This is a genomic window from uncultured Alistipes sp. (genome assembly GCF_910580175.1).
Taxonomy (GTDB): Bacteria; Bacteroidota; Bacteroidia; order Bacteroidales; family Rikenellaceae; genus Alistipes.
The window spans coordinates 1-15,311 of the sequence record NZ_CAJTXD010000003.1; the positions used below are offsets into that span (position 1 = coordinate 1).

24 protein-coding genes, 1 tRNA gene and 1 rRNA gene are annotated in these 15,311 nt (G+C 55.1%); 2 read left to right on the forward strand and 24 right to left on the reverse strand.

Going from position 1 to position 15,311, the window contains the following annotated elements:
• Positions 1-810, reverse strand: a 16S ribosomal RNA gene (locus QZ298_RS04375); the annotation flags it as partial.
• A 609-nt stretch (positions 811-1,419) separates the two neighbouring features.
• Here QZ298_RS04375 and QZ298_RS04380 point away from each other — a divergent pair.
• Both QZ298_RS04380 and QZ298_RS04385 read left to right on the forward strand, forming a co-directional pair.
• Positions 1,420-2,034, forward strand: a complete 615-nt coding sequence (locus QZ298_RS04380; RefSeq protein ID WP_296005795.1) for a signal peptidase II — start codon at positions 1,420-1,422, stop codon at positions 2,032-2,034.
• Positions 2,035-2,171: 137 nt separating this feature from the next.
• A tRNA-Leu gene (locus QZ298_RS04385) sits at positions 2,172-2,253 on the forward strand.
• 445 nt (positions 2,254-2,698) lie between these two features.
• On the opposite strand, the gene rplQ is transcribed toward QZ298_RS04385, so the two are convergent.
• From rplQ to rpsC, 23 genes are all read right to left on the reverse strand, one after another.
• Positions 2,699-3,310: a 50S ribosomal protein L17 gene (rplQ, locus tag QZ298_RS04390; protein WP_296005798.1), complete on the reverse strand. Its 612-nt coding sequence runs from the start codon at positions 3,308-3,310 to the stop codon at positions 2,699-2,701.
• 3 nt (positions 3,311-3,313) lie between these two features.
• Positions 3,314-4,306, reverse strand: a complete 993-nt coding sequence (locus tag QZ298_RS04395; RefSeq protein ID WP_296005801.1) for a DNA-directed RNA polymerase subunit alpha — start codon at positions 4,304-4,306, stop codon at positions 3,314-3,316.
• A gap of 25 nt (positions 4,307-4,331) precedes the next feature.
• The gene (rpsD, locus tag QZ298_RS04400; RefSeq protein ID WP_296005804.1) at positions 4,332-4,940 is read right to left on the reverse strand and encodes a 30S ribosomal protein S4; all 609 of its coding nucleotides are present in this window, start codon (positions 4,938-4,940) and stop codon (positions 4,332-4,334) included.
• A 54-nt stretch (positions 4,941-4,994) separates the two neighbouring features.
• On the reverse strand, positions 4,995-5,384 hold the full coding sequence (gene rpsK / locus QZ298_RS04405; protein ID WP_251214491.1) for a 30S ribosomal protein S11: 390 nt from the start codon (positions 5,382-5,384) through the stop codon (positions 4,995-4,997).
• 13 nt (positions 5,385-5,397) lie between these two features.
• Positions 5,398-5,778: a 30S ribosomal protein S13 gene (rpsM, locus tag QZ298_RS04410; protein WP_296005809.1), complete on the reverse strand. Its 381-nt coding sequence runs from the start codon at positions 5,776-5,778 to the stop codon at positions 5,398-5,400.
• Positions 5,779-5,910: 132 nt separating this feature from the next.
• Positions 5,911-6,027, reverse strand: a complete 117-nt coding sequence (gene ykgO, locus QZ298_RS04415; protein WP_010262443.1) for a type B 50S ribosomal protein L36 — start codon at positions 6,025-6,027, stop codon at positions 5,911-5,913.
• 14 nt (positions 6,028-6,041) lie between these two features.
• Positions 6,042-6,263, reverse strand: coding sequence for a translation initiation factor IF-1 (infA, locus tag QZ298_RS04420; RefSeq protein WP_296005812.1), 222 nt, complete (start codon positions 6,261-6,263; stop codon positions 6,042-6,044).
• 6 nt (positions 6,264-6,269) lie between these two features.
• Positions 6,270-7,046 (reverse strand): type I methionyl aminopeptidase, encoded by a 777-nt coding sequence (map, locus tag QZ298_RS04425; RefSeq protein WP_296005814.1) that lies wholly within the window; start codon positions 7,044-7,046, stop codon positions 6,270-6,272.
• 29 nt (positions 7,047-7,075) lie between these two features.
• Positions 7,076-8,452 (reverse strand): preprotein translocase subunit SecY, encoded by a 1,377-nt coding sequence (gene secY, locus QZ298_RS04430; protein ID WP_296005819.1) that lies wholly within the window; start codon positions 8,450-8,452, stop codon positions 7,076-7,078.
• Between the two features lie 22 nt (positions 8,453-8,474).
• Positions 8,475-8,921 (reverse strand): 50S ribosomal protein L15, encoded by a 447-nt coding sequence (rplO, locus tag QZ298_RS04435; protein WP_296005821.1) that lies wholly within the window; start codon positions 8,919-8,921, stop codon positions 8,475-8,477.
• Positions 8,922-8,958: 37 nt separating this feature from the next.
• On the reverse strand, positions 8,959-9,207 hold the full coding sequence (gene rpmD, locus QZ298_RS04440) for a 50S ribosomal protein L30 (RefSeq protein WP_296005824.1): 249 nt from the start codon (positions 9,205-9,207) through the stop codon (positions 8,959-8,961).
• A gap of 14 nt (positions 9,208-9,221) precedes the next feature.
• Positions 9,222-9,740, reverse strand: coding sequence for a 30S ribosomal protein S5 (rpsE, locus tag QZ298_RS04445; protein WP_296005826.1), 519 nt, complete (start codon positions 9,738-9,740; stop codon positions 9,222-9,224).
• A gap of 5 nt (positions 9,741-9,745) precedes the next feature.
• Positions 9,746-10,108 carry a 50S ribosomal protein L18 gene (rplR, locus tag QZ298_RS04450; protein WP_296005830.1) on the reverse strand — a complete coding sequence of 121 codons (363 nt, stop codon included), beginning with the start codon at positions 10,106-10,108 and terminating at the stop codon, positions 9,746-9,748.
• A 16-nt stretch (positions 10,109-10,124) separates the two neighbouring features.
• Positions 10,125-10,712, reverse strand: a complete 588-nt coding sequence (rplF, locus tag QZ298_RS04455) for a 50S ribosomal protein L6 (RefSeq protein WP_296005833.1) — start codon at positions 10,710-10,712, stop codon at positions 10,125-10,127.
• 26 nt (positions 10,713-10,738) lie between these two features.
• On the reverse strand, positions 10,739-11,137 hold the full coding sequence (rpsH, locus tag QZ298_RS04460; protein WP_296005835.1) for a 30S ribosomal protein S8: 399 nt from the start codon (positions 11,135-11,137) through the stop codon (positions 10,739-10,741).
• A 901-nt stretch (positions 11,138-12,038) separates the two neighbouring features.
• The gene (gene rpsN, locus QZ298_RS04465) at positions 12,039-12,335 is read right to left on the reverse strand and encodes a 30S ribosomal protein S14 (protein WP_296005838.1); all 297 of its coding nucleotides are present in this window, start codon (positions 12,333-12,335) and stop codon (positions 12,039-12,041) included.
• A gap of 3 nt (positions 12,336-12,338) precedes the next feature.
• Positions 12,339-12,896: a 50S ribosomal protein L5 gene (gene rplE / locus QZ298_RS04470; protein ID WP_296005841.1), complete on the reverse strand. Its 558-nt coding sequence runs from the start codon at positions 12,894-12,896 to the stop codon at positions 12,339-12,341.
• Entirely contained in the window at positions 12,896-13,219 is a 324-nt protein-coding gene (gene rplX, locus QZ298_RS04475) for a 50S ribosomal protein L24 (protein WP_296005844.1), read from the reverse strand. The genes rplE and rplX overlap by 1 nt, the downstream gene beginning before the upstream one ends.
• A 20-nt stretch (positions 13,220-13,239) precedes the next feature.
• Positions 13,240-13,605, reverse strand: coding sequence for a 50S ribosomal protein L14 (gene rplN, locus QZ298_RS04480; RefSeq protein ID WP_087311260.1), 366 nt, complete (start codon positions 13,603-13,605; stop codon positions 13,240-13,242).
• A 2-nt stretch (positions 13,606-13,607) separates the two neighbouring features.
• The gene (gene rpsQ / locus QZ298_RS04485; protein ID WP_009597655.1) at positions 13,608-13,862 is read right to left on the reverse strand and encodes a 30S ribosomal protein S17; all 255 of its coding nucleotides are present in this window, start codon (positions 13,860-13,862) and stop codon (positions 13,608-13,610) included.
• Between the two features lie 9 nt (positions 13,863-13,871).
• The gene (gene rpmC, locus QZ298_RS04490) at positions 13,872-14,063 is read right to left on the reverse strand and encodes a 50S ribosomal protein L29 (RefSeq protein WP_087263391.1); all 192 of its coding nucleotides are present in this window, start codon (positions 14,061-14,063) and stop codon (positions 13,872-13,874) included.
• 11 nt (positions 14,064-14,074) lie between these two features.
• Entirely contained in the window at positions 14,075-14,503 is a 429-nt protein-coding gene (rplP, locus tag QZ298_RS04495) for a 50S ribosomal protein L16 (RefSeq protein ID WP_087263390.1), read from the reverse strand.
• 30 nt (positions 14,504-14,533) lie between these two features.
• Entirely contained in the window at positions 14,534-15,310 is a 777-nt protein-coding gene (gene rpsC, locus QZ298_RS04500; protein WP_296005848.1) for a 30S ribosomal protein S3, read from the reverse strand.
• Position 15,311 lies beyond the last annotated feature (1 nt).

Sequence of the window (15,311 nt, forward strand, 5' to 3'; positions counted from 1 at the left end):
TGCGTGGACTACCAGGGTATCTAATCCTGTTTGCTCCCCACGCTTTCGTGCCTCAACGTCAGATATAGCTTGGTAAGCTGCCTTCGCAATCGGTGTTCTGTATGATCTCTAAGCATTTCACCGCTACACCATACATTCCGCCTACCGCAACTGATCTCTAGCCGAACAGTATCAGAGGCAATTCCGGAGTTGAGCCCCGGGATTTCACCTCTAACTTATCCAACCGCCTACGCACCCTTTAAACCCAATAAATCCGGATAACGCTTGAATCCTCCGTATTACCGCGGCTGCTGGCACGGAGTTAGCCGATCCTTATTCGTACGATACTTTCAGACAGATACACGTATCTGCGTTTACCCTCGTACAAAAGCAGTTTACAACTCATAGAGCCGTCTTCCTGCACGCGGCATGGCTGGTTCAGACTTGCGTCCATTGACCAATATTCCTCACTGCTGCCTCCCGTAGGAGTTTGGTCCGTGTCTCAGTACCAATGTGGGGGGTTAACCTCTCAGTCCCCCTATGTATCGTAGTCTTGGTAAGCCGTTACCTTACCAACTAACTAATACAACGCATGCCCATCCATTACCACCGGAGTTTTCAACCAAAGGAGATGCCTCCTCTGATGTTATGGGGTATTAGTACCGATTTCTCAGTGTTATCCCCCTGTAATGGGTAGGTTGCATACGCGTTACGCACCCGTCCGCCGGTCGCCGACGCAGATTGCAAGCAATCTACTCGCTGCCCCTCGACTTGCATGTGTTAAGCCTGCCGCTAGCGTTCATCCTGAGCCAGGATCAAACTCTCCATTGTATAAAATAATGTATTGTTAGAGTCCTGACTACTTCTATTCCCTTAAAGGAAATTGACAGATAAATACTACATTCTTTCTCTCAAAAATAACCAGTAATTCAAAGAACCTGTTGAAAAAATCCGCATTTTGCAATGCGAAAGGACTGCAAAGATAAGTCATCTTTTTCAATCCTGCAAATATTTTTTCAAGAACGTTGCATTTTTTCCGAAATTCCACTGTTCGACCAAGGACTTCAAGCTCCTTTACGTCTACTCTCGATCTTTGCAAGAACCGTGTTTTCTCAAATGCGGATGCAAAGGTAGCGACATTTTTTGAATCTGCAAATATTTCCGCATCTTTTTTACACAAAAATGCAAAAAACCGCAACAAAAGAAGCCTACATATTATATAATAGGCTACCTCGCGCGGTGCCGTTCCACAGCGAACCGGTGCGACTACAAACTAACAATCAAGCACATCGGCCCGCACCCGCCCGGCTGCCGGCTCTTTAAGCCGGTGAAGCCCCAAATAAATTTGGCATTGCGCAATCCTTGCGCTATCTTTGCATCCGGACAAGCGCAGACCCGGAGCAACTCCGTCCGCTGCATGTCCGATTCACACGCATACCAATGAACATCAAGAAAGTCTCTTTGCTCATCGTGCTGCTGCTCGCAGCCGATCAGGCGCTCAAAATATGGGTAAAGACCCATCTGCAAATCAACGAAGCGATCATCGTCTTCCCCGACTGGTTCCAGATACGTTTCATCGAAAACAGCGGGGCGGCGTTCGGCATGCGCATCGCTTCGGCCGGTGCGTTCGATTGGGGTAAGTTGTTGCTGGGATTCTTCCGCATAGGACTGGCCGCCGCACTCGCCTGGCTGATCGGTCATCTGCTCCACAGCCGCAAAGATACGCCCAAAGGGGTTATCGTCGGGCTGGCCTTGATCTTCGCCGGCGCCGTGGGCAACATCCTCGACAGCGCATTCTATGGATTGCTTTTCTCGGAATCGACGCCTTATGAAGCAGCGCACTTCGGAGGCCATTATGCCGGCTTCATGATGGGCAAGGTGGTCGACATGTTCTACTTCCCGCTGTTCCAATGGAACAACGTGCCGCGTCTCCTGCGGTTCCTGGTCGACAGCAACAACTATTTCTTCGGCGCGATCTTCAATCTGGCCGACGCCTACATCTCTGTTGCCGTCGTCTATCTGCTTCTGTTTCAATATAGATTTCTCAACAAGTAGCAGTTCCTCCAAACAGCTGCGACAGCGACGAATCCGCTCGAAAACATTGCAATCCAGTCATCACAAGGCATTTTTTATCCGCATTTTTTGGAGTTTCAAAAAAAAGCCCTATCTTTGCACTCCGTAAATCCTACCATGCCCAGGTGGCGGAATAGGTAGACGCGCACGTTTCAGGTGCGTGTGCCGCAAGGCGTGCAGGTTCGATTCCTGTCCTGGGCACTGACCCCCGTTGAACGAATGTTCAACGGGGGTTTTGCTTTTGCTGCCGATCGTCGACTTCCCGACCCTGGCCTCGGGCCAACGACCCTGCCCATACTATTTCAGCACAGCTCACAGCCGAATCCCGCTACTTCCGACAGCAACCCGCAGACCAAATCATCTTGTATGGATTCCCACTATAAGGAGAGCACTACGGCCTTGTCGTTCTTCAACGGCCCCAATCCCTTCCTATTCCCGTACTTATTGCACTGCGAACTGCCGGAATTCGATTTCCGACACATCGATAGGCGGATAACACACCCCTATTCTTTTATATGGCAGCCGTGCAAGCCGCCAACAACTATTAAAAACCACATCCGACAGAAATCATAGTATAAAAAACGTATGGCGCCCTTACGGGCGCCATACGACTTTTACAGGGGGCACGGCGAGCCGTGCTCCGAAACTACATTTTCTTGCCGACGTTGGTCTTCTTGGCAACCTTGGGAGCAGCCGTCTTGGCGGCAGCAGCCTTGGGAGCCTTCGGAGCAGCGGCCTTCTTCGGTGCAGCAGCTTTTTTGGGCGCGGCCTTAGCGGTCTCGGCACCGTCGACAACGGTAGCCTCCTCTACAGCATCCGTCGTCTTCTTGGCGCGCGAACGACGCGTCTTGGGCTTCGCCTCGGCAGCAGCCGCAGGTGCGATACCCAGCGTGTAGGCATCGTTGAAGTCCACGAACTCGATGATGCACATGTCGGCACCGTCGCCCAACCGGAAGCCGGTCTTCAGAATGCGGGTGTAACCGCCAGGACGCTCGGCAATCTTCGGAGCGATCGTGCGGAACAGCTCCGTCACGGCCTCCTTCTGCTTGAGGTACGAGAAAACAACACGGCGCGAGTGGGTCGTGTCCTCTTTCGACTTGGTAACCAGCGGCTCGACGAACATGCGCACAGCCTTGGCTTTGGCAACGGTGGTCTCGATGCGCTTATGCAGGATAAGCGACGACGCCATGTTCGAGAGCATCGCTTTGCGGTGTCCCGCCTGACGGCCGAGGTGGTTGAAATTCTTATTGTGTCTCATAAGTTAATCTTTGTCAAGTTTGTAGATAGATACATCCATACCGAACTTCAGGTTCAAGGAAGCCAGCAACTCGTCGAGTTCCGTCAACGACTTCTTGCCGAAGTTCCGGAACTTCAGCAGGTCGTTGCGGTTGAGCTTTACCAGATCGCCCACCGTATCCACGTCGGCAGCTTTCAGACAGTTCAGGGCGCGAACGCTCAAGTCCTGGTCGGAGAGCTTGGTCTTCAACAGCTGACGCATGTGGAGCACGTCTTCATCGAACTCCTCGGCACCGTTGTTATCCTCCATGTTTACGGTAATTTTCTCGTCGGAGAAAAGCATGAAATGCTGAATGAGAATCTTGGCGGCCTCCTTCAAAGCCTCCTTGGGGTGGATCGATCCGTCGGTCGTAATCTCCAGATTCAACTTTTCGTAGTCGGTCTTCTGCTCGACGCGGTAGTTCTCGATGGCGTACTTCACGTTTTTGATGGGCGTGAAGATCGAGTCGATCGGCAGGGTGCCGATTTCGGCCTCGGCAGGCGCGTTCTCCTCGGCGGGCACGTAACCGCGGCCCTTGCCGATCGTCAGCGTCATCTGCATCTTCGTACCGGGAGCCAGGTGGCAAATTACCAGATCGGGATTCAGCACCTTGAAGAACGAAAGATAATTCGAAATGTATCCGGCAGTCAGCTCCGTCACACCCGCAACGTTAATGGAGACCTTCTCGGCATCCTGATTGTCGACTGTGCGGATAAAACGAACCTGCTTGAGCTTGAGGATGATATTGAGCATATCTTCCATCACTCCGGGGATAGCGGCAAACTCGTGATCGACACCGGCCACCTTGACAGTCGTGATCGCATAGCCCTCCAGCGAGGAGAGCAGAATACGACGCAAAGCATTACCGACAGTCATCCCGAATCCAGGCTCCAGCGGTCGGAATTCGAACTTTCCGAACGACGAAGTGGATTCGAGCATAATAACCTTCTCAGGTTTCTGGAATGCTAATATTGCCATAACAATGAAAGTGAATTTTTGATTACTACTTCGAGTACAACTCGACGATGAGCTGTTCCTTGATGTTCTCCGGAATCTCCTCGCGTTCGGGCTTCTGGAGGAACTTGCCGCTCATCGAAGCGTTGTCCCACGCCAGCCATGCGTAACGGCTGCGGGCCGCACCGGCCAACGAAGCGGCGATCACTTCCAGGCTCTTCGACTTCTCACGAACCGACACCACGTCGCCGGCGCGCAACGAATAGGAAGGAATGTTTACCACATTGCCGTTTACGCAGATGTGACGGTGCGAAACAAGCTGACGGGCCGCAGCGCGCGTCGGGGCGATGCCCAAACGGTACACCACGTTGTCCAGGCGGCATTCGAGCAGCTTCAGCAAGTTTTCGCCCGTGATACCGCCCATGCGGGCAGCCTGTTCGTAGGTGCGCGAGAACTGCTTCTCCAGCAAACCGTACGTATACTTAGCCTTCTGCTTCTCGCTGAGCTGCGTGCCGTACTCCGACACCTTCTTGCGCTTGCGTGCCAGACCGTGCTGTCCGGGAGGGAAGTTGCGCTTTTCGAGCACCTTGTCCGCCCCGTAAATGGCTTCGCCGAATTTTCTGGCGATCTTCGATTTTGGTCCTATGTATTTTCCCATGGTCTTTTACGAATTAAATAACTGTAAGATTTTACCCTGTCCTCGTCGCACGAACTACACACGACGGCGGTTGGGAGCGCGGCAGCCGTTGTGCGGCAGCGGTGTGACGTCGATGATCTCCATCACTTCGATGCCGGCGCCGTGGATCGTACGCACGGCCGACTCGCGGCCGGCACCCGGTCCCTTGACGTAGACCTTGACCTTGCGCAGACCCATGTCGTAAGCGACCTTGGCGCAATCGGCGGCCGAAGTCTGAGCGGCATAGGGAGTATTCTTCTTCGAACCACGGAAACCCATCTTGCCGGCCGAAGACCAGCTGATCACATCGCCGTTCTCGTTGGTGATCGTGATGATTACGTTGTTGAAAGTCGAATGTACATAGGCATTGCCCATGGCACCCACCTTGACAACCTTTTTCTTGACTGTTCCAGTTTTCTTTGCCATAATTCTCTAAAGATTACTTTGTTGCCTTTTTCTTGTTAGCGACGGTCTTCTTGCGGCCCTTGCGGGTGCGGGCGTTGTTCTTGGTCGACTGTCCGCGAACGGGAAGACCCAGGCGATGACGGATGCCGCGGTAGCAACCGATGTCCATCAGGCGCTTGATGTTGAGCTGCACGGCCGAACGGCATTCGCCCTCGACCTTGATGCCCATTTCGGCGATCGTCGAACGGATGGCGCCCACCTGGTCGTCCGTCCAGTCCTGAACCTTGACGTCGTAGCTGATACCAGCTCCGTCGAGAATCTTGCGAGCCGTCGAACGACCGACACCATAAATATAGGTCAGGCCGATCTCGCCTCTCTTGTTTTTGGGTAAATCTACACCAACTATACGTGCCATAAAAATTCTTTTTCTTTTGATGCGATCATAGACCCTGCATAGGGTCGGCGGCAGGCGGATCGGAAGATCCGGGTCGTGCAACGCCGAACTGCCGGCACGATGATCGTCTTACTTTAACTTACATGTGAAATACTACCCCTGGCGCATCTTGAACTTGGGATTCTTCTTGCAAATGACGTAAAGTTTGCCCTTACGCTTCACAATCTTGCAATCCTCGCTGCGCTTCTTGATGGATGCTTTTACTTTCATAGTCTTAAAGCGATCTAATTTTTGTACCTGAAAGATATACGTCCTTTCGAAAGATCATAGGGCGTCATCTCCACTTTTACTTTATCCCCGGGAAGAATCTTGATGTAGTGCATGCGCATCTTTCCGGAGATGTGGGCCGTCAAGACGTGGCCGTTGTCCAATTCGACGCGGAACATCGCGTTCGACAAGGCCTCGATGATCGTGCCGTCGCGTTCGATAGCAGCTTGTTTTGCCATTGAGTCTTAGTTGTTTAGTACCTGTTCGATGATGCTGAAATCCGTCAGCACATCGGGGCCGTTCTTCCGCACGGCCACTGCGAATTCGTAGTGTGCCGCAGGTTTGCGGTCCCGGGTGCGTACCGTCCAGCCGTCGCGCTCGAAAACCACCGCTTTGTTCCCCATGTTGATCATGGGTTCGATACAGATTACCATGCCCTCCTTCAAGAGCGGCCCGCGGCCTCGTGCGCCGAAATTGGGAACCCCGGGGTCTTCGTGCATCCTGCGACCCAAACCGTGTCCCTCCAGTTCGCGCACCACGCCGTAGCCCGAATGCTCAGCGTGCTCTTGTACGGCTGCCGACACGTCGCCTACGCGGTTGCCGGCTTTCGCCTGGGCTGTACCTTTATAAAGAGCCTCTTTGGTAACGTCCATCAGCCGCCGTACTTCCTCGGCGACCTCTCCCACGGCGAACGTATACGCCGAATCACCAACAAACCCCTTCATAAACGTACCGCAATCGACCGAAACGATGTCGCCCTCCTTGAGGACGCAATCGGCGGACGGGATACCGTGAACTACCTGTTCGTTAACCGAAACGCACAACGAAGCGGGAAATCCCTGATATCCGAGGAAAGCGGGAACTGCTCCGTGCGCGCGGATGAACTCCTCGGCGATGCGGTCCAACTCCAGGGTCGTGACGCCCGGACGAATGTGGCGCCCCACTTCGGCCAGCGTCTGCGACACCAGGATGTTGTTCTCGCGGAGCAACTCGATTTCCTCGTCTGTCTTCAGATAGATCATTCTTCGCTAAGAATCTCTTCGGAAAACTACTAATGACGCCCCTGGATGCGGCCGGTCTTCATCAGACCGTCGTAATGGCGCATCAAGAGGTAGCTCTCTATCTGCTTGAGAGTGTCGAGCACCACGCCGACCATGATCAGCAGCGACGTACCTCCGTAGAAGTAGGCGAACGCCTGCTGGATGCCCAGGAACCGCATGGCCAGAGCGGGCAGGATCGCCACGATGGCCAGGAAGAACGAGCCGGGAAGCGTGATGCGCGTCATGATGGTGTCGATGTAGTTCACGGTCTGCTTGCCCGGTTTCACTCCCGGGATGAAGCCGCCGTTGCGTTTCATGTCATCGGCCATCATTTGAGGGTTGATGATAATCGCCGTGTAGAAGTAGGTGAAAGCGATTACCAGCACTGCGAGCGTGAAGTTGTACCAGAAACCGGTCATCGAGCTGAAAGCAGCCGCGAAAGCCGTTCCCGAGAACAACGCCGGAATAAACATCAATGCCTGCGCGAAGATGATGGGCATCACATTCGCAGCATTCATCTTCAGAGGGATGTACTGACGTACGCCTCCGTACTGTTTGTTGCCGACGATCCGCTTCGCATACTGCACAGGCACCTTGCGGACGGCCTGCACCAGAGCGATCGTTGCCATGAAGACCAGGAACAGAAGCACCAGTTCGAGGATCAGCATGATGGCGCTGCCCGAGGCGGTCTGGAAGCGCGCGTTGACCTCGGCCAACAGGGCGTGCGGCAGACGGGCCACGATACCGATCATGATGATGAGCGAAATGCCGTTTCCGATACCTTTGTCAGTGATCTTCTCGCCCAGCCACATGATGAACATGGTGCCGGCGATAAGAATCGTCGTCGCATAGGCAACGAAAAGGAACGTATTGCCGTAGACGAACGCGGTGGGTTCCTGATGATAGAGGTTGGCGATGTATGCCGGCCCCTGGATCAACAGCACGCCGATAGTCAGGAAGCGCGTCCACTGATTCATCTTGCGGCGGCCGCTCTCACCCTCCTTCTGCATCTTCTGGAAATACGGAATCATCATGCCCATGAGCTGGATGATGATCGAGGCGGTGATATACGGCATGACTCCGAGCGCCAAGATCGCGGCGTTGCCGAACGCGCCGCCGGAGAAGATGTTCAACAGACCCAGAAGTCCGTTGCCCTCCAGCTGGCTGGCATACGCCGACCCTTCGCCCAAGGCGTTGGGATTGATGCCCGGAATCACGACGAAACTGCCCAAGCGGTAGACCAGCAGCAGCCCGATCGTGTACAGGACACGTTTGCGCAGCTCCTCGATCTTGTAGATGTTCTTGAGCGTTTCAACCAATTTCTTGTTGGTCGCCAAAAGGGCGATGAGCACCAAAAAGACGATACCAACAACGAGATACTGATTCATAATTGTGGGATTCTAAGATTCCTTACAGTTTTTCGACGCTGCCCCCGGCGGCCGCGATGGCCTCCTGGGCGCTCTTCGAGAAAGCGTGGGCCTTGACTGTCAGCGCCTTGGTCAGCTGACCGTTGCCCAGGATCTTCACCTTGTCGTTCGACGAGATGAAACCTGCGCCTACGAGCGTCTCGACCGTGATCTCCGAGAGCGACTTCTTGCCGGCCAGCTCTTCGAGCGTCGAAAGGTTGATCGCCTTGAATTCCACACGCTTCAAGTTAGTGAAGCCGAACTTCGGAAGACGACGCTGCAAGGGCATCTGACCGCCCTCGAATCCCAGCTTGCGCGAGTAGCCCGAACGCGACTGCGCGCCCTTGTTACCACGGGTCGAATAACCGCCGTGGCCCGAACCTGCACCGCGGCCGATTCGCTTGTCGTGGTGCGTAGAACCCTTTGCGGGTTTCAGATTATTGAGTTCCATAAGTTTGATTTCGATTTGTGCGTTAACTTTCGATCGCCTATTCTGCGGCCTGTGCAGGCTCCGCGGGTGTCGCGGCGGCTTTCTTCGCCTTGGGCGCAGCCTTGGCGGCCACGGTCTCCACCTTCACCAGGTGCTTCACGCGCTCCAGCATGCCCTTGATGATCGCCGAATCCTCGTGCTCGACGCTGGCGTTAATCTTCCTGAGACCCAGCGCGTCGAGGTTCTTGCACTGACGCGACGTCGCGCCGATGCGGCTCTTGATTTGAGTGATTTTCAACTTTGCCATTTGTCCGAAAAGAATTAACCGTTAAACACCTTGTCCATCGAGATGCCGCGCAGACGGGCCACGCTGTAAGCGTCGCGCAGTTCGCACAAAGCGCCGATGGTGGCCTTTACCAAGTTGTGGGGGTTCGACGAACCCTTGCTCTTGGCCAGCACGTTCTTGATACCCAGCGACTCCAGCACGGCACGCATGGCGCCGCCGGCGATGATACCCGTACCGGGAGCGGCCGGGCGGATCATGACGAGCGAACCGCCGTAGCGATACTCCTGCTTGTGGGGAATCGTACCCTTGATGACGGGAATCTTTACCAAGTTCTTCTTGGCATCCTCCACGCCCTTGGCAATGGCGGCCTGCACTTCCGAAGCCTTGCCCAAGCCGTAGCCTACGACGCCGTCCTCATTGCCCACGACCACGATGGCCGAGAAGCTGAACGTACGACCGCCCTTGGTTACCTTGGTAACGCGCTGAATGCTGACGAGCCGATCCTTCAACTCCAGGTCGCTCGTGCGTACTTTCTTTATGTTGGTATTCGACATGATGTTTAGAATTTAAGACCGCCTTCGCGTGCTGCTTCGGCCAGCTGTTTAACTCTTCCGTGATAAAGGTAGCCGTTGCGGTCGAACGCTACGGTCGTGATGCCTTTGGCTGCGGCGCGCTCGGCGGCCAGCTTGCCCACCAGGGCGGCCACTTCGCACTTGGTCTTGCCGGCAACGGCCGAGACCACCTCCTTGTCCAGCGACGAAGCCGTCGCCAAGGTTACGCCTGCAAGGTCATCAATAAACTGCACGTAGATCTGCTTGTTGCTACGGAATACAGTCATGCGAGGCTGTTCGGGCGTACCGCTCACAATCTTGCGGATACGCATCTTGATCCTCTCTCTTCTTTCTATCTTGTTCAGTGACATAACTTCAGACTATTTACTATTTAGCACCTGCCGATTTACCCGCCTTGCGACGCAGCTGTTCGCCTACGAACTTGATACCCTTGCCCTTGTACGGCTCCGGCTTGCGCAGCGAGCGCAACTTGGCGGCAACCTGCCCCACGAGCTGCTTGTCGATCGACTTGAGCGTCACGATGGGGTTGCCCTTCTTCTCCGTAACGGCCGTGGCGGTCACTTCCTTGGGCAGCATGAAATGGGTGTCATGCGAGTAGCCGAGGCTCATTTCGAGCACTTGGCCCTTCACTTCGGCCTTGAAGCCGACACCGACCAACTCCTGCTGGATTTCGTAGCCTTTCGATACGCCGATCACCATGTTGTTGATCAACGCACGATACAGACCGTGCAGCGAGCGATGGCGCGGCTGGTTGGTCGGACGGGATACGAGCACGGCGGGAATCTCCTTCTCCGTGTGGGGATCCTTGTGCGTGCCGACCTCGACCTTGATGTCCGAGTCCACTTTCTGGCTCAGCGTCCCGAGCGGTCCTTTCACGCTTACCGTATTGTCGGCCGCAACCTCCACGGTCACGCCGGCGGGCAAGTTTACAGGTAATTTACCGATTCTTGACATTGTGTTTGTTGTTTAGTGATTTCCGATTAGTAGATGTAGCACAGCACCTCGCCGCCCACGTTCTCCTGACGGGCCTTGGCGTCGGTCATGATGCCTTTCGAGGTCGAGACGATCGCGATGCCCAGACCGTTCAGCACGCGGGGCATGTCGGCTACCGAAGCGTAGCGGCGCAGGCCCGGACGGCTGATGCGCTTGAGGTTCTTGATGGCGTTCGTCTTCGTCGCGGCATCCCACTTCAGAGCGATCTTGATGTTGGGATGACCCTTCTCGTCGGTGTTGAACTTGTAAGCAAGGATGTAACCCTGCTCGTAGAGGATCTTCGTGATTTCCTGCTTAATTTTGGAACCAGGAGCTTCAACCACCTTGTGGTTGGCTTTCACTGCATTTCTAATTCTGGTCAGAAAGTCCGCAATAGGATCAGTCATAACGAATAGAAGTTAAAATTAAAGTTGTTAGTTAATGTTTTTTATCGTTTCCGGAGATCGGCAGCGCTTTCGCATCCGGAAGCCGCTTCCTGTCTCCGTTGTCGATCTTTTTGTTCGTCTCGCATTCGTCTTGCGGGTGCCGCGTCTTTTCCGCCCCCCCCCGTTTCGACTCATCGCCTTGACTCTTCGTTCGCTCGGCTCGGAGGCTCTGCAACCGTATCTTTTCGGCCGCACCGCACCTGCACACGCAAGGCGCGTTTCGGGCACAAGCGTGCAAATATACGAATTATTTCCCGAACCACCAAGTTATCGGCTTGTTTTTAGCCGTTTACATGGCATTTCAGAAAAACGAACAATGTTAGCACATGAATGTCGCTAACATACGTTCGTACAAATTTCCGCCGACAAAACTGCTGTCCAGCTGTCCGGTTGCCGTCCGGAAGCACGCCGATCTTGCGATCGGACATCTTCGCAGAACAAAGCCCGATGCCTTTTTCCGCTCGACGCTCCCTCCGGTTTCCTCGCCGCCCTGCGCCCCGTCGGCATCGCTGCTGTCGACCGCATCGCAGTTCATCGCACCGCCCCGTACCTCGCCGGCATCGGCTGCGGCCGCGGAAAATCCGTAACCAATGCCGATCGTCCGAAGAGTTCCGCAGTCAGGAAGTTACCGCTTGCGACGGCACTTTCCCTGACTTCGCAACTTCTCCGTACGGATTCGACACCCGTATCGGCCGCTGCTCCTTCGCCCGACGGAAAAAGGCTGTTTTCCTCCTCCCTCGTCCACAGGCTGTGCACCTTCCGGACACAACGACCCTATGTTTCGCGGAATCCGGGAGAGACCGTGTTCCGGCCTGCCCCGCTCCACGTCGTTCCCTGGGCTTTACAGCCCGAAGAACGTTTGTTACCAGCTTGCCTTGGTCACACCCGGGATCAGACCCTTGGAGGCCATCTCGCGGAACTGGATACGGCTGATGCCGAACAGGCGGATGTAACCCTTGGGACGACCCGTGATCTTGCAGCGGTTATGCTGGCGGATGGGATTCGAGTTGCGGGGCAACTTCGACAGAGCGATCCAAGCCTCCTCGTGATCGATCTCGCCGCTTTTCAGCTTGGCTGCGATCTCCTCGCGTTTATGAGCATAGCGGTTGGCGAGCTTCTGGCGCTTTACCTCGCGCGCTTTCATCGATTCTTTTGCCATGGCTTAGTTCTTTTTAGCGTTTTTGAAAGGCAGGCCGAATTCGCGAAGCAGGGCGTAAGCCTCCTCGTCGGTCTTGGCCGTGGTTACGAAAGTGATCTCCATGCCGAAAATCTTCGTGATCTTGTCGATGTCGATTTCCGGGAAGATGATCTGCTCGGTAATGCCGAGGGTATAGTTGCCCTGACCGTCGAACTTTTCGTTGATGCCCTTGAAGTCGCGGATACGCGGCAGCGCCACAGCGATCAGACGCTCCAGGAATTCGTACATCTTGGCATCGCGCAGCGTCACGCGCACGCCGATGGGCATGCCCTTGCGCAGCTTGAAGTTGGAGATGTCCTTGCGCGAACGCGTCTGCACAGCCTTCTGGCCCGTGATCTGCGTCAGCTCGGCCTCGGCGACGTCGATGAGCTTCTTGTCGGCGACGGCCTGGCCCATGCCCTGGTTGATGACGATCTTGGTAAGTTTCGGGCACTGCATGATGCTGGAGTAGCCGAACTCCTTCATAAGGGCAGGCATGATCTGCTCCTTATACTGTGTCTTGAGTGTAGGTACGTATGCCATTATTTGATCTCCTCCCCTGACTTTTTAGCGTAACGAACTAATTTACCTTTGTCATCGAGTTTGCGGCCTACACGCGTAGGCTTGCCGCTCTTGGGGTCGATGACCTGCAAGTTGGAGATATGGATCGGAGCCTCCTGCTCGACGATACCTCCCTGGGGATTCTTAGCATTGGGCTTGGTAGCCTTTTTGCACAGGTTCACGCCCTCGACGATGGCACGCTGCTTCTCGACGTCGACCTTCAGGACTTTGCCCTGCTGACCCTTGCTGTCGCCGGCGTTCACGTAAACCGTATCCCCTTTCTTAATATGTAATTTGACTGACATATCCGAAATCGTTTTTATGATTACAATACTTCGGGTGCGAGGGAGATAATCTTCATATACTGGTCGCGCAGCTCACGAGCCACGGGGCCGAATATACGAGTACCGCGCATTTCACCCTGGTTGTTAAGCAGCACCACGGCGTTGTCGTCGAAACGAATGTACGAACCGTTGGCACGGCGGATCTCCTTGGTCGTGCGAACGACGACCGCCTTCGAAACGGCGCCTTTCTTCACATCGCCCGAGGGAGAAGCGCTCTTCACGGCAACCACGATCTTGTCGCCGATCGAAGCGTAGCGACGCTTCGTGCCGCCGAGCACGCGGATGCAGAGCACCTCCTTCGCACCGCTGTTGTCAGCTACTACGAGTCTACTTTCCTGCTGTATCATAATTACTTGGCTCTTTCAATGATTTGTACTAATCTCCAACGCTTCGTCTTGCTCAACGGGCGGGTTTCCATGATACGCACGGTATCGCCTTCCTTGCAGGTCTCGTCGAGCGACTCGGCGACGAACTTCGTCGTCTTGTTGACGAACTTGCCATAGATCGGATGCTTTACCTTGCGTGCTACGGCAACCACAATGGTTTTCTCCATCTTGTTGCTGACAACCACTCCGATACGCTCTTTTCTAAGATTTCTTTCCATGGTCATTCCTTATTTGGCGTTTTTTTGACGCAGAATGGTCAGCATGCGAGCTATGTCTCTGCGGTTCTTCTTAATGATCGACGGGTTCTCGACGGGGGACACCGCGTGCTGCACCTTCAGCTTCGCGAGCTGCGCCTTTTCGGTCTCGATGCGCTCTTGCAGGTCTTTGATCGAAATATCCTTGATTTCTGCACTTTTCATCTTCTGTTCCCTTAAATGGTGGTTTCGACGTAGTCGCGTCGTACAATGAACTTAGTGGTGATGGGCAGTTTCTGCGCACCCAGGCGGAGCGCTTCCTGCGCCACGGCCAGGGGCACTCCCTCGGCCTCGAAGAGGATGCGGCCCGGCGTTACGGGCGCTACGAAACCTTCGGGGTTACCCTTACCTTTACCCATACGCACCTCGGCGGGCTTCTTCGTGATGGGTTTATCGGGGAAGATGCGGATCCAGAGCTGGCCTTCACGCTTCATGTAACGGGTAATGGCCTGACGTGCGGCCTCGATCTGACGACCCGTGATCCAGGTCGATTCGAGCGCCTTGATTGCGAACGATCCGTATGCAAGCTGGTTGCCTCTCTGAGCCAAACCCTTCATACGGCCTTTCTGCATTCTTCTAAACTTGGTCTTTTTCGGCTGTAACATTGTTTGTCTTGCTTTAAAAGGTCCTACTTACTACTGATTGTTGTTGCGACGCTCGCCGCCACGACGGCCTCCGCGGCGTTCCCCGCCACGGCGATCGCCTCGACGGTCGCCTCCGCGACGCTCGCCGCGGTCGCCCGAAGCGGCCTGGGCCGAAGCGCCTGCGATCTCGAAGATGTCGCGCTTGCCGTATACCGTACCCTGGCAGATCCACACCTTGACACCCAGGATACCTACTTTCGTGAGGGCCTCGGTCAGGCAGTAGTCGATGTCGGCACGGAACGTATGCAGCGGAATGCGGCCTTCCTTCACGGTCTCGGTGCGGGCCATTTCGGCGCCGCCCACACGGCCGGCGACCTGAATCTTGATGCCCTCGGCACCCATGCGCATGGTCGAAGCCACGGCGGTCTTCACGGCACGGCGGAACGACACGCGGCCCTCCAGCTGACGGGCGATGTTCTGACCCACGATCACGGCATCGACCTCGGGGCGCTTGACCTCGAAGATGTTGATCTGAATCTCCTTGCCGGTAAGCTTCTTCAGCTCCTCCTTGAGCTTGTCGACCTCCTGGCCGCCCTTGCCGATGATGATGCCCGGACGTGCCGTCGAGATGGTTACCGTAACCAACTTCAGCGTGCGCTCGATGATGATCTTCGAGATGCTCGCCTTGGCCAGACGGACGTTCAGATACTTGCGGATCTTGGCGTCCTCGACCAGCTTGTCGGAGAAGTCCTTGCCCCCGAACCAGTTGGAATCCCAACCGCGGATGATACCAAGACGATTTGCTATCGGATTAACTTTCTGTCCCATC

What these genes read in the sequence shown, in the direction of transcription:
- rpsK (WP_251214491.1), bottom strand. Translation starts at nt 5,384, where the DNA reads ATGGCAAAGAAAACTGGAACAGTCAAGAAAAAGGTTGTCAAGGTGGGT.
- rplN (WP_087311260.1), bottom strand. Translation starts at nt 13,605, where the DNA reads ATGATACAGCAGGAAAGTAGACTCGTAGTAGCTGACAACAGCGGTGCG.
- rpsN (WP_296005838.1), bottom strand. Translation starts at nt 12,335, where the DNA reads ATGGCAAAAGAATCGATGAAAGCGCGCGAGGTAAAGCGCCAGAAGCTC.
- secY (WP_296005819.1), bottom strand. Translation starts at nt 8,452, where the DNA reads ATGAATCAGTATCTCGTTGTTGGTATCGTCTTTTTGGTGCTCATCGCC.
- rpsM (WP_296005809.1), bottom strand. Translation starts at nt 5,778, where the DNA reads ATGGCACGTATAGTTGGTGTAGATTTACCCAAAAACAAGAGAGGCGAG.
- QZ298_RS04380 (WP_296005795.1), top strand. Translation starts at nt 1,420, where the DNA reads ATGAACATCAAGAAAGTCTCTTTGCTCATCGTGCTGCTGCTCGCAGCC.
- rplF (WP_296005833.1), bottom strand. Translation starts at nt 10,712, where the DNA reads ATGTCAAGAATCGGTAAATTACCTGTAAACTTGCCCGCCGGCGTGACC.
- rplE (WP_296005841.1), bottom strand. Translation starts at nt 12,896, where the DNA reads ATGGCATACGTACCTACACTCAAGACACAGTATAAGGAGCAGATCATG.
- rplO (WP_296005821.1), bottom strand. Translation starts at nt 8,921, where the DNA reads ATGGAACTCAATAATCTGAAACCCGCAAAGGGTTCTACGCACCACGAC.
- ykgO (WP_010262443.1), bottom strand. Translation starts at nt 6,027, where the DNA reads ATGAAAGTAAAAGCATCCATCAAGAAGCGCAGCGAGGATTGCAAGATT.
- rpsD (WP_296005804.1), bottom strand. Translation starts at nt 4,940, where the DNA reads ATGGGAAAATACATAGGACCAAAATCGAAGATCGCCAGAAAATTCGGC.
- QZ298_RS04395 (WP_296005801.1), bottom strand. Translation starts at nt 4,306, where the DNA reads ATGGCAATATTAGCATTCCAGAAACCTGAGAAGGTTATTATGCTCGAA.
- rplX (WP_296005844.1), bottom strand. Translation starts at nt 13,219, where the DNA reads ATGTCAGTCAAATTACATATTAAGAAAGGGGATACGGTTTACGTGAAC.
- rpsH (WP_296005835.1), bottom strand. Translation starts at nt 11,137, where the DNA reads ATGACTGATCCTATTGCGGACTTTCTGACCAGAATTAGAAATGCAGTG.
- rpsE (WP_296005826.1), bottom strand. Translation starts at nt 9,740, where the DNA reads ATGTCGAATACCAACATAAAGAAAGTACGCACGAGCGACCTGGAGTTG.
- rpmD (WP_296005824.1), bottom strand. Translation starts at nt 9,207, where the DNA reads ATGGCAAAGTTGAAAATCACTCAAATCAAGAGCCGCATCGGCGCGACG.
- rpsC (WP_296005848.1), bottom strand. Translation starts at nt 15,310, where the DNA reads ATGGGACAGAAAGTTAATCCGATAGCAAATCGTCTTGGTATCATCCGC.
- rplP (WP_087263390.1), bottom strand. Translation starts at nt 14,503, where the DNA reads ATGTTACAGCCGAAAAAGACCAAGTTTAGAAGAATGCAGAAAGGCCGT.
- rplQ (WP_296005798.1), bottom strand. Translation starts at nt 3,310, where the DNA reads ATGAGACACAATAAGAATTTCAACCACCTCGGCCGTCAGGCGGGACAC.
- map (WP_296005814.1), bottom strand. Translation starts at nt 7,046, where the DNA reads ATGATCTATCTGAAGACAGACGAGGAAATCGAGTTGCTCCGCGAGAAC.
- rpsQ (WP_009597655.1), bottom strand. Translation starts at nt 13,862, where the DNA reads ATGGAAAGAAATCTTAGAAAAGAGCGTATCGGAGTGGTTGTCAGCAAC.
- infA (WP_296005812.1), bottom strand. Translation starts at nt 6,263, where the DNA reads ATGGCAAAACAAGCTGCTATCGAACGCGACGGCACGATCATCGAGGCC.
- rplR (WP_296005830.1), bottom strand. Translation starts at nt 10,108, where the DNA reads ATGTCACTGAACAAGATAGAAAGAAGAGAGAGGATCAAGATGCGTATC.
- rpmC (WP_087263391.1), bottom strand. Translation starts at nt 14,063, where the DNA reads ATGAAAAGTGCAGAAATCAAGGATATTTCGATCAAAGACCTGCAAGAG.